The sequence below is a fragment of the Collinsella aerofaciens genome (genome assembly GCF_028209885.1).
GTDB classification, from domain to species: Bacteria; Actinomycetota; Coriobacteriia; order Coriobacteriales; family Coriobacteriaceae; genus Collinsella; species Collinsella aerofaciens_BA.
Genome location: NZ_JAQLEM010000006.1, coordinates 78,486 through 92,182, shown reverse-complemented (window position 1 = coordinate 92,182; position 13,697 = coordinate 78,486). Strand labels below are relative to the sequence as shown.

General features: G+C 56.3%; 11 protein-coding genes. All 11 read left to right on the top strand.

Annotated elements, in window-relative coordinates; translation table 11 throughout:
- Positions 1–106 precede the first annotated feature (106 nt).
- On the top strand, positions 107–1,597 hold the full coding sequence (locus PMX21_RS02750; RefSeq protein WP_271757905.1) for an SIR2 family protein: 1,491 nt from the start codon (positions 107–109) through the stop codon (positions 1,595–1,597).
- Between the two features lie 236 nt (positions 1,598–1,833).
- Positions 1,834–2,253, top strand: coding sequence for a hypothetical protein (locus PMX21_RS02745; RefSeq protein WP_271757903.1), 420 nt, complete (start codon positions 1,834–1,836; stop codon positions 2,251–2,253).
- A gap of 473 nt (positions 2,254–2,726) precedes the next feature.
- On the top strand, positions 2,727–3,113 hold the full coding sequence (locus tag PMX21_RS02740; RefSeq protein ID WP_271757901.1) for a helix-turn-helix transcriptional regulator: 387 nt from the start codon (positions 2,727–2,729) through the stop codon (positions 3,111–3,113).
- Between the two features lie 155 nt (positions 3,114–3,268).
- The gene (locus tag PMX21_RS02735; protein ID WP_271757899.1) at positions 3,269–5,407 is read left to right on the top strand and encodes a DUF4118 domain-containing protein; all 2,139 of its coding nucleotides are present in this window, start codon (positions 3,269–3,271) and stop codon (positions 5,405–5,407) included.
- Positions 5,404–6,309 (top strand): tetratricopeptide repeat protein, encoded by a 906-nt coding sequence (locus tag PMX21_RS02730; RefSeq protein WP_271757898.1) that lies wholly within the window; start codon positions 5,404–5,406, stop codon positions 6,307–6,309. The genes PMX21_RS02735 and PMX21_RS02730 overlap by 4 nt, the downstream gene beginning before the upstream one ends.
- Positions 6,306–8,186, top strand: a complete 1,881-nt coding sequence (locus PMX21_RS02725) for a DUF2194 domain-containing protein (protein WP_271757896.1) — start codon at positions 6,306–6,308, stop codon at positions 8,184–8,186. The genes PMX21_RS02730 and PMX21_RS02725 overlap by 4 nt, the downstream gene beginning before the upstream one ends.
- Positions 8,183–9,610 carry a GT4 family glycosyltransferase PelF gene (gene pelF / locus PMX21_RS02720; RefSeq protein WP_271757894.1) on the top strand — a complete coding sequence of 476 codons (1,428 nt, stop codon included), beginning with the start codon at positions 8,183–8,185 and terminating at the stop codon, positions 9,608–9,610. Before PMX21_RS02725 ends, pelF begins: the two co-directional genes overlap by 4 nt.
- 3 nt (positions 9,611–9,613) lie before the next feature.
- Positions 9,614–11,158, top strand: a complete 1,545-nt coding sequence (pelG, locus tag PMX21_RS02715) for an exopolysaccharide Pel transporter PelG (RefSeq protein ID WP_271757892.1) — start codon at positions 9,614–9,616, stop codon at positions 11,156–11,158.
- A complete protein-coding gene (locus PMX21_RS02710; protein ID WP_271757890.1) occupies positions 11,148–11,597 on the top strand; it encodes a hypothetical protein in 450 nt (149 codons plus the stop codon). The genes pelG and PMX21_RS02710 overlap by 11 nt, the downstream gene beginning before the upstream one ends.
- A 9-nt stretch (positions 11,598–11,606) precedes the next feature.
- A complete protein-coding gene (locus tag PMX21_RS02705; protein WP_271757888.1) occupies positions 11,607–12,917 on the top strand; it encodes a CotH kinase family protein in 1,311 nt (436 codons plus the stop codon).
- The gene (locus tag PMX21_RS02700; protein WP_271757887.1) at positions 12,904–13,695 is read left to right on the top strand and encodes a polyphosphate polymerase domain-containing protein; all 792 of its coding nucleotides are present in this window, start codon (positions 12,904–12,906) and stop codon (positions 13,693–13,695) included. Before PMX21_RS02705 ends, PMX21_RS02700 begins: the two co-directional genes overlap by 14 nt.
- The last annotated feature ends 2 nt before the right edge of the window (positions 13,696–13,697 follow it).

Sequence of the window (13,697 nt, the reverse complement as noted above, 5' to 3'; positions counted from 1 at the left end):
ATGTCGTGCTTCACCCTCAAGTCGACACGCATAAAAAGCCTCCCATTTCTCATGTCCAAGAAATGGGAGGCAGTTCATCGTTGGCTCGGGGTTTTCCCGTAGATATATGGGGACCGACGATTGGGACGGCTTGTTAAGGCACCTCTGCTCCCGTCTTTCTGATGATCCTTTTCGACTCGATTCCTACCTTGCTCGCTGTCCAGATAATCCTGATTATGGTGCTTTGCCCTCTGCCGCGACGATGCTTGATAAGGATATGCGCATAGCTGTTCTTGAGGACCCTCGCTTCGCTTCTTTTAGAGACGATCATGCAGAGGACATTCGTCAGCGCAAATCTGTTTTAAAGATTATGGCGGCCGAGAGGTTATCCTCGTTCAAACCTGACCATATGACGCATGAACTTGATATCTTGAGAGAGGTCGGCAGGCGGCGTATTTCTGGAGTCATTACAACCAACTATGACTGTCTACTGGAGTCGCTGTTTCCCGAGTTTAAAGTTTTTGTAGGCCAGGACGATCTTGTCTTTCACAGAACTTTTGAAATGGGTGAAATCTATAAGATCCACGGGTCTATGGATAATCCTGAATCTATGGTTCTTGAGGAGGCAGATTACGCAAAACTCGCCGAAACCCAGGATTACTTGGCAGCCAAGTTGCTAACTATTTTTATGGAATACCCAATTATTTTTATCGGCTATTCCCTTAACGACCCCGATATCCAAGCTATCCTCATGTCGATTTCGCGCTGCCTCGGTTCAAATAATCTTGTATTGCTCAAAGAGCGTTTTATTTTCCTAACTAGGGGCGAAAATGCAACCTCGACACATTCGATTACATTTCCGGGTATTGGCGAGATAAGCATGACCGCGATTAGGACGAATGATTTTGGCGCAGTGTATGAAGCAATTGGACATTCCAAATGCTCCTTCTCGCCCAGGATCATTCGTGAGTTGCGCAGGAGTATCTACGCCCTGGCAGATAAGGGCGAGCCAAATGATTCTCTGGTAGTCGAAGCGAGTTTTAGCGACCTCGAGAGACTTCCGGAGGGACAGCATCTTGTGCTGGGCATCGGTGTCGCAAATGCATCTTTGGGCCACGGTCATATGGTCAAAGCCGAGCTTTTATATCGCGATGTCGTGTTTGATGATGAACATGTCGCTCCCAAACTTGCCGTCGAGGAATATCTTCCTGCGCTGCTTGCTTCTAACTCGGGTGGTTTGCCCATGTATAAGTATTTAAGCGCGTATTCAGGGGAAGTTCTTAATCCAAGGATGCTAAAGGAAATAGATGAGAAGAAGGATTTAGATGCTTTTCTAAACAACAGCCTACGAAAGGCAAAAGGTAGCTATCATCTTTCGGGAATTAGATACTCGGTTAAGTCTGTTATAGCTAACGAAGGCTTTGAGGAAGCATTTAAAAAGTTAGTTTTACTTGAGGAGGATGAGCTCGATTTAAATGAGTTGCTCGAGTATCTGAGGGCGCTCATCACGGATGATCGTAAGATAATCCACGGTAATAGCGAGCTGAAACGGCTTATTAGAATGTATGATTTCCTTAAGTACAAGAAGGCCTTCGACATATCGGCTACTAGTGAGTAATCCCACCTAGCGTCTATGAAGAAGGCCATCTTTGTAAACTATGGCATCTGAGCGTATAGTGCGAACACCACGTGCAAATGCATTCTTAATATAACGCTTTCTGCTTGAAATCACAATGGTGTCTGTTTCGACCTGCCAATCAAGGGAAGATGGTGTAGAGTATCTTCCCGCAGTACAAAAGCTCTTTGGGAACTTTAAGGGTGACGCTTTCAAACTGAGAGTGTTGCCCTTTTTTCATGTATGCAATGTGTGACGTACTGGCCAAGCACCATCCCGGCAATGGAATGATCGAGCATGGGCGGCTTCTACTGGTTGACGTGATCGTGGTCAAACAAGTGATATCGATTAGAATTAAATCAATTGCGCTGGAAGCCTTCGGGCGACACCTGAAGAGGGCTGATGCGTCGGTCCTCTTTTTTTGTTTGGATGTAAGATTCGGCCAGGCAAAACAAGGATCTCATTTGGGGAGAAACAAATATCCGGCGGTTTTCCGCTTCGGGACGCGCGGTTTAAGCGTGCTTTTCGGAAGTGCGGGGAAAAAATCGGAAACCTCCGAGCATAAACCGAATTTCGGCAACAAAACCGCAGGTCGCGGAAAGCTAAAACAGGGGTCTGGTCTGTCGATCTCGGTTTTTTCACCGCACTTCCGGAAATGACCGACGGAAGTATGCGACAAATTTCGGAACCCTCGAGCACATCGTCCTTTTCATGAAAAGAACTCGCAGGTAGAAACTTTGTCACTATCCAGTGTGATTGACGTGTCTAGAATTTGCCGCACACTTCCGGATTTTGCATAAGCTCGACTGGTTTGTTTATCGATTGGGGCAGATGAATCTTGTCTGGACCTCGTTATATGTATTTAAATGGATGAACTTAACCTATAAGTTAAGTTCATCTAGAAATGGGAGGTGCCCTTTGGCAGAAGGATATGAACTTGTCGAATATAGAGACCTCAAGGGTCGACCGTTTTGGGAATTGACGGCTTCTCCCGACAACTCTCAATTCCAGAAAATGTTGTTAGATCCTAAGCGGAAATTAACCGCTCGAACAATGATCGGCCAGAATAGCACGTCAGCTTCTGGAGCCTGGGCGCTGACTTTTATGCCTGGCTTCTGAAACGGAGAATACAATGAATAAAGTAGATCTATCTGATTTTTATGCCGAAACAGAAAGTAGCGAAACGCGCGCTTATGAACATGCACTAGATATTGAGTTTATTGTTCATCGCGAAATGAAACGTTTGGGATTGAGCAAAAGTGAGCTGGCAAATCGTATGGGCATAAGCCTTCAGTCGCTTTCTAAGCTCTTGAATTCTCAACCTAATATGACTCTAAAGACCATTGCTAAGTTCGAACTTGCTCTGGGCATTAAGATCGTTCCACAGGTTATCGTCAGCTATTCCAAAGAACTGCCGTTTCTTTCATCTAACTATTCCGCGCGAGAGCAATGTACATTGCCTGGCATTTTCCCCGCAGAGCTGTCAGCAGATTGCGATGTGCCTTTTCAGAGCGAATAGCAGCCTCTCAATGAGCTTGAGTCGGACGAGTTGCCACTCCCACATCCTCTAAAAAAGTTCTTAAAACAGCCTTAAAGGCGCCCCAGCTCGCGTTGACAGCGTAAAATACGCATGTTTGACTATGACTAAAGTGGATTTTAGGGGAGGGGTGCGCCATGGAGGTGCTGGTTGTTGGCAACACCGCATATGTTGACGATGACTTTTGTGCCAAGGCGTTCCCCGAGGACCATGTTCAGGTTGTCGCCGCCGGGGATGCGCGCCGCGACGAGTCGTCGCCCCATTCCTCGTGGAAAGAGCTTCTGCAACACCTGGATCAGGCCTACGAGTTCGAACGCGTGGTCTACCTGTCTAATTACCTTACCCCGCATACCGATACCGTGGGCGATATCGAGCTGCTGCGCACGGTCTTTCGTGCGTGCATGGGTAGCCGGATCCAGCTGTTGTATATAGCAGGGCCCGCAGGTGCCGAGGGCGCCGCCGATGCCGCGGGGCGAACGGGCAAGGGTATTATCGCGCACGCGGCCAACGACCTGTGCCGCTACTACGCTGCTCGCGAGGGCGTTCAGACCAAGATCCTGCGCGTGCCGTTCCTGTACACCGCGTCTGCCGCGCTGGAAGATCCGTTTTTGGTGCCGCTGTTCGACGCGTGCTCAACCGGGTCGGTCGCTCTGCAGGGCGCGCAAGATGCGGCGTTTCCCCAGCTGTGTGCCGAGGAGCTTGCGGTGCTGGTACGCCGTATCTTCGATAGTTGGGATGGTAACTTTGAGACGCTCGACGTAGCCGATACCTTCCATCACACGGCGGGTGAGGTGGGCGACGCCCTCAAGGCGCTGTTCCCCGGCCTTGCCGTTGCCTATGGCGATTCTGCCGGCTACGCCCTGCCCGCCAGCGACGTCGCTCGCGTGCGCTATGGCTGGTTTCAGCGCCATGACTTGCTGCGCGATCTCTCGACCATTCAAGCGCGTTGGGATGCTGGCCGCGCAAAGAAGGTCAACCCCTTGCGCGCCGCCATCGACCGCATCCAGATGCGCACGCTGCCTATTAAATGCCTGGAGACGGCAGCCGCCTGGGTCCTGTTCGAGGTGCTGGAGCATCTGTTCTCACAATCGGCCCAGCTCAACGTGCTCGATTATCGCCTGCTCTACGTGGTGTTGATCGGCACGCTGTATGGCTTGGACTTTGGCCTGGTTGCGGCGCTGCTGGCGTCGGTGGGTTTGGCCGCGAGCTACTTTACTCAGTACGGCTATACCTTCCAGGGCCTGTTCTACGAGCCGTCCAACTGGCTGCCGTTTATTGCGTACTTTGTGGTGGGTGCCGTGTGCGGCTATGTGCAGCTGCGCAACAGCGAAGCCATTAGGGCGGAGCGCGATCAAAACGAGCTCGTGCGCAACCGCAATACGTTCCTTACGCAGCTCTACCACGACGCGATCGAGGACAAGCGCGCGTACAGGCGCCAGATCGTGGGTCGCCACGACAGCTTTGGCAAGATCTTTGCCGTGACGCAGGAGCTCGACGTACTCAACCCACGCGACATCTATCGCAAGTGCTGCGAGCTTCTGGGCGAGATCCTCGAGAACGATTCGGTGGCGATCTACCATGTTTCGGGCGGGGCATTTGCACGCCTGGTGGCAGCAAGTCCCGCGATTGCCGAAGATGCCGCACGCTCGCTCACGCTTGAGCAGCTTGCACCTCTTTTGGGCGACGGGGGTCGTTCGAACCTGTGGGTGAACCGCGAGCTGACGCCGGGGCTTCCCATGTTTGGATACACGATCGAGCGCGACGGGGCACCCGCCGTGTTGATCTTTGTGCGTAGCGCGGCCGAAAACCAAATGACCCTCTATTATCAAAACCTGTTCCGCATCTTGTGCGGCCTGGTCGAAAGCGCGCTGGGCCGTGCCTTTGACTATGAGGCGGTGGCGCAGGATAAACGCTGCGTTGACGGCACTTGTGTGCTCAAGCAGGCTGCCTTTGGCCAAGAGCTCGCGGCAGAGCAGGCGCTGGCAGATAGCAAGATGGGGAGTTTTTTGCTCCTGCGCGTGGTACCGGGCATGGAGCCTGTCGGCGAGCTGGTGGGCGCAATTGGGTCGGCAATCCGCGAGAACGACGCGGCGGGCTTGGTCGACGGCGACGTACTCTACCTGCTTATGCGTCAGGCAAAGGCGTGCGATCTGCCCATTATCCGCGAGCGCCTGAGCGCAAAGCATATTGCGGTGGAACCCGTCGACGGCGAGGACATCGTGGCGTTGTTGCAGCACATCTCTTACACCGGTGACGGTGAGGGGGGTGCCGCTTGATCTCGCTTGTCGTTGCTGCCGTCTTGCTGCTGATTCATGCGTTGGTTTGCCTGATGCTGTGGACGCTCATGAAGCTGGGCCTGCTGCCGGTGCGCGGGCACATGCTGGCTGTGATAGTGCTGGTGCCGCTGTGGGGTCCGTTGATGGTGGTTCTGCTATCGGTCTGCAGCGCGATGTTTGGCGAGGGGCTGAAAGAGTCTGCGCTGGAGTCGCTGCGCTTCAACGACGACCTGCATCGTAGCATGTCGGTACCGAGTGCTGAGGACGATGCGGGCGTAGTGCCGCTCGAGGAGGCGCTCATCGTCAATGACCCGGCATACCGGCGCCGCCTAATGCTCTCCATGCTCACCGAGGAGCCCGACGCTTACCTGGCGCAGCTGCAGGCGGCTAAGCTTAACGACGACGTTGAGGTGGCGCACTATGCCGCGACGGCGGTGGCGCAGATCTCCAAGGAGTCCGACCTTAAACTGCAGCAGCTGGAGCGTGCCTTTAAGACGGACCCGAGCGCGCAAAACCTCAACGAATACTGCGATTTTCTTGGTGAATACTTGGGCTCGGGCTTGGCCGAGGGGCGCGTGGCTCAGATTCAGCGCCAACAGTACGCGCGCCTGCTTGCGCGTCGCTGCGAGCGCGAGGATACCCTTGAGCTGCGCATTCGATACGCGACGGCTCTGGCCGATGTCGGACAGATCGACGAGGCGCAGGCCGTGACCGACCAGCTGGTGCTCGACGTGCCCGACGAGCAGGAGGTTTGGATGCTTTGCCTGCGCCTGGCCGTGATGCGCCGCGACGGTGACGAAGTCCACCGTGTGATCGATGCGATTGACAAGCAACATGTGTATTTAAGCGCCGACAACCGCGAAAAGTTGGCGTTTTGGCGCGACGGGGAGGAGGCCAGATGAGCGTGGTGCAACATATCCGCGACCGAGCAGGCCGCTTTCGTTGGATGGGACTCCTCGTGGTGTGGGCTGTTTTTATCGTCATGGCCGCCGTGCTGCTGGTGGAGCGTGCCGGCGTGCAGTACAGTGCGGGCCAGCATAAGCTGGGGATGCTTGCCGCCAACGATGCGGTGCCGGCCTCCTCGGCAATCTTTGGCCAAAAGCCCACGTGCCTGGTCATTACCGATTCCGATCAAGCTGGCGTCGAGGACGTAAAGGAACAGTTCGACCAGATCCTGCTCGACATGAAGATCGCGCACCGCGACGTGGACCTTGCCCTGGATGGTGCGGATGCCATTCCCTCGCTGGCCTCCTTCGATCGCGTGATTTTGCTCATGCCGTCGCTCGATGGGCTCGGTACGCACCTGAGCGACATTATGAGTTGGGTGAGTGCCGGCGGTTCGCTTATGCTCGCTATGCCGCCGGATAACTCGAGCTATCTACAAGTGATTGCCTCCAAGCTTGGCATTGAATCGGCCGGATATGACTATGTAAAAGCCGAAAGCATTGTGCCGAGTGAGGACTTTATGCTGGGCGGGGGAGAGCGCTACGAGTTCTCGGATCCCTTCGATTCTTCGCTCTCGGTTTCATTGCGCGAAACTGCGCACGTCTGGGCAAAGACCGGTGACGCGGGCACGCCGCTCATTTGGTCTAACGATTGCGGCAGTGGTCACACCGTGGTGTGCAACATTGGCATCTACGACAAGGTCATGCGTGGGTTCTATGCTTCGGCCATAAGCTTGCTGGGTGAAGCCACGGCCTATCCGGTCATCAACAGCGCCGTGTTCTATTTGGACGACTTTCCCAGCCCTGTGCCCTCGGGCGACGGCACCTACATCAAGCGCGACTACGGGCTTTCCGTCGCCGATTTTTATGCCAAGGTCTGGTGGCCCGATCTGCAAAAGCTCGCGCAAAAATACGGCATTCGCTATACCGGCGTGATGATCGAAAACTACGAGGACGCGGTCAACCAGACCGAGCCCGCGCGCCAGGCCGATACCACGCAGTTCCGCTACTTTGGCGGCATGCTGCTGCAGATGGGCGGAGAGCTGGGCTTTCACGGCTACAACCATCAGCCGCTTGCGCTCTGGGATACCGACTATGGTACGTTGTACGTCTACAAGACGTGGAAAAACAAGGAAACGCTCGTCGCATCGCTCAACGAGCTTATCGCCTTCCAAGATGAGGTGCTGCCCAACGCGCACGGCTCGGTCTACGTGCCGCCGTCGAATATCCTTTCGGCCCGCGCGCGCAAGCTCATCGGCACCGACGTTCCGCGCATTAAGACCATCGCCAGCACGAATTTTGAGGACGGCACCGACCTGCCGTACGTACAGGAGTTTGGCGTGGCGAGCGATGGCATTGTGGAGCAGCCGCGCATTGTTTCGGGCGGCATGGTCGACGATTCCTATATGCGCCTGGCAGCCGTGTCCGAGCTCAACATGCACTACGTGAGCACGCACTTTATGCATCCGGACGACCTGCTCGATCCCGATCGCGGCGCCAAGGAGGGCTGGGAAGTCTACAAGGGCGGCCTGACCGACTACCTGGACTGGCTTACCAAGTCTGCGCCCGACCTGCGGCGCCAGACCGGTTCGGAATGCTCGGGTGCCATCCAGCGCTTTTCGTCCGTGACGGTGAGTGTGGATGCAGACGCAGATGCCTGGACGCTCAGCCTGGGTAATTTCCACGACGAGGCGTGGCTCATGTTCCGCGCCAATAATGGCGAGCCGGGTGCGGTGACGGGTGGCGAACTGACGCACCTTACGGGCGATCTGAATCTGCTCAAGGCAAATGATAATACCCTGACGATCGAGCGCAAGGAGGGTGGCGACAGATGAGAATCTGCTTGGTACTCGAGGGTTGCTACCCTTATGTGCACGGCGGCGTATCTACCTGGATGCATGGCTATATCCAGGCCATGCCCGAGCACGAGTTCGTGCTGTGGGTGATTGGCGCGCATACTGCCGACCGCGGCAAATTTGTCTACGAGCTGCCCGGCAACGTGGTCGAGGTGCACGAGGTGTTCCTGGACGATGCCCTGCGGCTTTCGGGCGAGCAACATGAAGCCAGTTTTAACGACCGCGAGCGCGAGGCGCTACGCCGCCTGGTGTCGCTCTCCAATCCGGACTGGGACGTGTTATTCGATATCTTCCACCGCCGTCGCGTGCATCCGCTCTCGTTTTTGCAGAGCCGCACGTTTATGGATATCTTTCGCGATGTGTGCCTGGCCGAGTATCCCTACACGCCCTTTGCCGATGCATTCCACACCATGCGCTCCATGTTGCTGCCCGTGCTCTACCTGTTGGGCAGCGAGGTGCCGGTGGCCGATGTGTACCATGCCATCTCGACCGGCTACGGTGGCCTGCTCGCCTGCCTGGGCTCAAGCGTTCACCATGCGCCGGTGCTGCTGACCGAGCATGGCATCTATACCCGCGAGCGCGAGGAAGAGATCATTCGCGCCGATTGGGTGGTGCCGTCGTTTAAGGACCGCTGGATTCGCTTTTTCTACCTGCTTTCGGAGGAGATTTACCGCCGCGCCTTCCGCGTGACGAGTTTGTTCCATAACGCCCGCAAGACGCAGATTGATATGGGCTGCGATGCGGACAAATGCCTGGTCATCCCCAACGGCATCCAGTTCGATCGCTTTAAGGATATTCCCTTAAAGATCGATGACGGCTGGGTGGACATTGGCGCGGTGGTGCGCCTGGCGCCCATCAAGGATGTCAAGACCATGATTTATGCCTTCTTTGAGCTGCACGAGCGCCTGCCCAAGGTGCGTCTGCACATCATGGGTGGCGTGGACGACGAGGAGTACGGTGCCGAGTGCCACGCGCTGGTCGAAACCCTGGGCGTGCGCGACCTGATCTTTACCGGCCGCGTCAACGTGGTCGAGTACATGGAAAAGCTCGACTTTACCATTTTGACGAGCATCTCCGAGGGCCAGCCGCTCAGCGTGCTGGAGTCGCTTGCAGCGCGCCGTCCCTGCGTGACGACTGAGGTGGGCTGCTGTCGCGAGCTTCTCGAAGGCGCCCCGGGCGACGACTTTGGCGTGGCGGGTTTTGTGACGCCGCCAATGTATCGCAAGGGCTTGGCCGATGCCATGGAACGCATGTGCACATGCCGCGCTCGTCGCATTGAGATGGGGGAGCGCGGCCAGCGTCGCGTTGCCACGTACTTCTTGCACGAGCAGATGCTCGCCAACTATCGCGCGCTGTACGACGAGACGGCGCGTGCGTTTAACCTGCCCAGAGAGGGGGAGTAGCCGGTGGCCGGAATCGGTTTTGAGCTCAAGCGCCTGTTTAGGCGTAAGGGTCTGTTTGCCACGATGCGCGCTTACGGCTACGCCGGCATTGTGTGCACGGGCCCCATGCTGTTGGGCGTGCTGCTCCAGGTGAGTATCTTGGTGCTGTGCGGTCTGTGGGGCGTGGGCCGAGCCAACCAGGATCTGCTGGTGTGCATGGTGACCTATACGCTGCTGGCGTCGCTTACGCTCACGAGCTTTTTCTCTATGCCGGTCACGCGCTTTTTGGCCGATATGCTCTTTGCCGAGCGCGAGGATGAGATCCTGCCTTCGTTTTGGGGCTCCAACGCCATCATGCTCGTTGCGGGCACGGTGCTCTACGGCGTCTTTTTGCTGTTCTCGGGCGCCACGCTGCTGCAGGGGCTGCTGTGCCTGTGGCTGTTCAATATTATGATCGTCAACTGGAACGGCATGAGTTACCTCACGGCCATCAAGGATTACCGCGGTATCCTTTGCAGCTTTGCGGCTGCCATTGGCGTGGCGTGCCTGTGCGCCCTGGCCGCGCTGGCGCTGGGACTGCCGCCGGTCGAGGGCCTTTTGGCGTCAATTGCTCTGGGCTATGGCGTCATGCTCGCCTGGGACGTGGTACTGCTGTACCGGTTTTTTCCGCAGAGCGAACGCAGCCCCTGGCTGTATTTGCGGTGGCTTGATCAGTTTATGCCGTTGGCGCTCACGGGCTTGTTTACCAACCTGGGCCTCTTTGCGCACTTGGTGATAATTTGGGCCGGTCCCATTGGCGTGCAGGTCAAGGGCTTGTTTTATGGTGCGCCCTACCACGATGTGCCGGCGCTGATCGCGTTTTTGACGATCCTGGTCACGACCGTCAACTTTGTGGTCTCGGTCGAGGTCAACTTCTATCCACGCTACCGCGACTACTACAGCCTGTTCAACGACGGTGGTGTGGTGGGCGACATTGTGGTGGCCGAGGAGGAAATGCTTGCCACGCTCAACAGCGAACTGCGCTTTTGCGCGCTCAAGCAGTTGTTTGTGACAGCGGCGGTCATCTCGCTCGAGACCACGGTGCTGTCGGCCTTACCGTTGGGCTTTAACAACCTTATGCATGGGTATTTTCGCACGCTGTGCGTGGGCTATGGCCTGTATGCCGTGGGCAATACGGTGATGCTCATCTTGCTGTACTTTACCGACTACAAGGGGGCCGTGCTGGCCTCGGGGCTGTTTGCCAGTGTGGCCGGGCTGGCGACTGCCGTTTCTCTGCTCTTGCCGCAGCAGTTTTACGGCTTTGGCTTTTTGTTGGGTGCGGCGGTGTTTTTTATCGTGGCGCTGCTGCGGCTCGATACCTATACCGCCAACTTGCCGTATCGTATCTTGAGCCAGCAGCCCATTGTTGCGACCGACAAAACGGGCTGGTTTACCGAACTTGGTCGGGTGCTCGATCGTGCCGAGCAGCGCTATGAGGAAGGTCGCCATAAGGGTGAGCCACATGGCGCGTTTGAGCGCGCAGTAGTTCGCGTTTATCGCAAACATTGGGGAGGTTCTGATGACCGATAGGATGATGTCTCGCCGTCGCCTGTTTGAGGCGGCTGCCGGTGCGCTGTTGCTTTCGGGCTGCTCGGTGCAGGAAGACTCCTCGACCAAAAAGGTCAAAAAGCAGGATAAGATTAAAAAGGCCGAGTCCTCGGACGGTACCAAGCACCTACGCGATAAAGATGAGCTGTACGAGGTCTACGACGACTCAGGCATTGTGACCATGTACCTTACGGTCTCGCGCGGCAACAGCTCCGAGAACACCGACCACAGCTGGGCCGAGATCAACACGTACTCGGTGTATGACTATGCCGACATGGGCGTGACGCGCTATCAGGTTATGGGCCTGCTGCAGCCGGGCGACGAAGACGGCCCGGTGGCCGGCGAGGTTGGCTATGGCGAGGAAGCGCCCAATGCCACTGTGCAGGTGCGCGGTCAGACATCGAGCAATAACTCGCAATAGAATTACAAGGTGGAGCTCAAAAAGGGCAAGGGTACCTGGCGCCAACAGCGCGCGATTGCGCTCAACAAGCACATGGGCGAGGGTATGCGTTTTCGCAACAAGATGGCCTACGACCTTATCCGTGGGATTCCCCAGATGATGGGCCTGCGCACGCAGTTTGTGCATCTGTGGGTGTGCGACCAGACCGAAAAGTCCAACGACACCTTTGAGGACTACGGCCTGTTTACGCAGGTGGAGCAGCTCAACAAGACGGCGCTTAAAGCGCACGGCTTGGATAAGAGCGGGCGTCTGTACAAGGTGAACAGCTTCGATTTCCATCGCTACGAGGATACCATTAAGCTCGCCGACGATCCCGACTACAACCAGGCTAAATTTGAGGGCATGCTCGAGATTAAGGGCGATTCGGACCACACCAAGCTCATCGAGATGCTCGATGCGCTCAACGACGAATCGCAAAAGATCGACGACGTGCTCGGCACCTACTTTGATACCGAAAATCTGGTCTATTGGCTGGCGTTTCAGATCCTGACGGGCAACTGCGATACGCAGAACCGTAACTGCTATCTGTACAGCCCGCTCAACTCAAATACCTGGTACTTTTTAGATTGGGATAACGACGGCATGCTGCGTAAGCTGGAGCTTTCTCTTACCGGGTTTTCGGACTACGCGAGCTGGGAGCGCGGCGCAAGTAACTACTGGGGCAACGTGCTGTTTAACCGCGCGTTGCGCAGCAAGTCGTTCCGCAGCGAACTCGACCGTGCCGTCAAGGACTTGCGCTCGTATATGACCGAGGCACGCCTGAGCAAGATGATCAAGCACTACCGCGATGTGACTGAATCCCTGGTCTTTGCTTCGCCCGATATCGACAATCTGCCTGTCACCAAGGACCAATACGAGCAGATCGCCGCGGCGATTCCCTCCGAGATCGAGGAGAACTACAAGAGCTTTCGCGAGAGTTTTAAAAAGCCCATGCCGTTCTACATCGGCGTGCCGCAGATCGATAACGGTAAGCTGCGTATTAATTGGGATGCGTCCTACGACTTTGAGGCGCGCGACATTCGCTACACCGTGGAGCTGGCGCGCGACTATGCCATTGGCGATGTGGTCTTTAAGGCCGAGGACGTGCTGCTTCCCGAGGTTACCTGCGATGCGCCCGATGCCGGCCAGTATTTTGTGCGCGTGCGTGCCACCAACTCCGACGGCTATACGCAAGATGCGTTTGACTACTATGTGACCGACGACGGCAAGCACTACGGCATGAAGTGTTTTTACGTGCAAGACGGCGGTAAGGTCGTGGAGGACACGTATGAGGAGGGCTAGCGCGCTGCTCGAGCGCTTGGCGGCTCCGCCTGTGCGTACCACGCAGGAGCGTTACCGCCACGAGCTCAAATATCTTATTAGCGAGGGCGAGCACGCCGCACTTGCCTGTCGCATGGCGCCGGTGTTTATGCTGGACAAGCATGCGCGGGCGGGCGGTTACACTATTCGCAGCCTGTATTTTGACGACTACTGCAACTCGGCCTACGAGGAAAAAGACGCCGGCATTCTCATGCGTAAAAAGTATCGCGTGCGCATCTATAACGGCAGCGACAAGGTGATTAAGCTCGAGCGCAAAAAGAAGTACGGTAGCTGGATTTACAAGGAGGATGCGCCACTTACGCGCGGCGAGTTTGAGCAGATTCTGGCTTGCGACTACGACTTTTTGCTGAGGAGCCCCTATCCGCTCTGTCGCGAGTTCTACATCGAGTGCATCTGCAACATGATGCGCCCGCGGACCATCGTGGACTACGAGCGCGAGCCGTGGGTGATGGATGAGGGCACCGTGCGCATTACGTTTGACATGAACGTGCGTGCCGCGGTGGGAAGCTTCGATATCTTTGACGCGACGCCGCCCGCGCTGCCGGTCCTGGAGCCCGGCAAGCTGGTGATGGAGGTCAAGTTTACTGAGTTTTGTCCGCAGCTGGTGCGCGATATGGTGCCGCCGGGCGCGGCCGAGCTTACGGCGGTCTCCAAGTACTGCCTGTGTTATGACAAGACCGCCTACCTGCGCGGATTTAACTACTGGGAATCGGATTTTGGGAACCGAGGGGAAATTTAGAC

What these genes read in the sequence shown, in the direction of transcription:
- PMX21_RS02750 (WP_271757905.1), top strand. Translation starts at nt 107, where the DNA reads ATGGGGACCGACGATTGGGACGGCTTGTTAAGGCACCTCTGCTCCCGT.
- PMX21_RS02745 (WP_271757903.1), top strand. Translation starts at nt 1,834, where the DNA reads ATGTATGCAATGTGTGACGTACTGGCCAAGCACCATCCCGGCAATGGA.
- PMX21_RS02740 (WP_271757901.1), top strand. Translation starts at nt 2,727, where the DNA reads ATGAATAAAGTAGATCTATCTGATTTTTATGCCGAAACAGAAAGTAGC.
- PMX21_RS02735 (WP_271757899.1), top strand. Translation starts at nt 3,269, where the DNA reads ATGGAGGTGCTGGTTGTTGGCAACACCGCATATGTTGACGATGACTTT.
- PMX21_RS02725 (WP_271757896.1), top strand. Translation starts at nt 6,306, where the DNA reads ATGAGCGTGGTGCAACATATCCGCGACCGAGCAGGCCGCTTTCGTTGG.
- pelF (WP_271757894.1), top strand. Translation starts at nt 8,183, where the DNA reads ATGAGAATCTGCTTGGTACTCGAGGGTTGCTACCCTTATGTGCACGGC.
- PMX21_RS02710 (WP_271757890.1), top strand. Translation starts at nt 11,148, where the DNA reads ATGACCGATAGGATGATGTCTCGCCGTCGCCTGTTTGAGGCGGCTGCC.
- PMX21_RS02700 (WP_271757887.1), top strand. Translation starts at nt 12,904, where the DNA reads ATGAGGAGGGCTAGCGCGCTGCTCGAGCGCTTGGCGGCTCCGCCTGTG.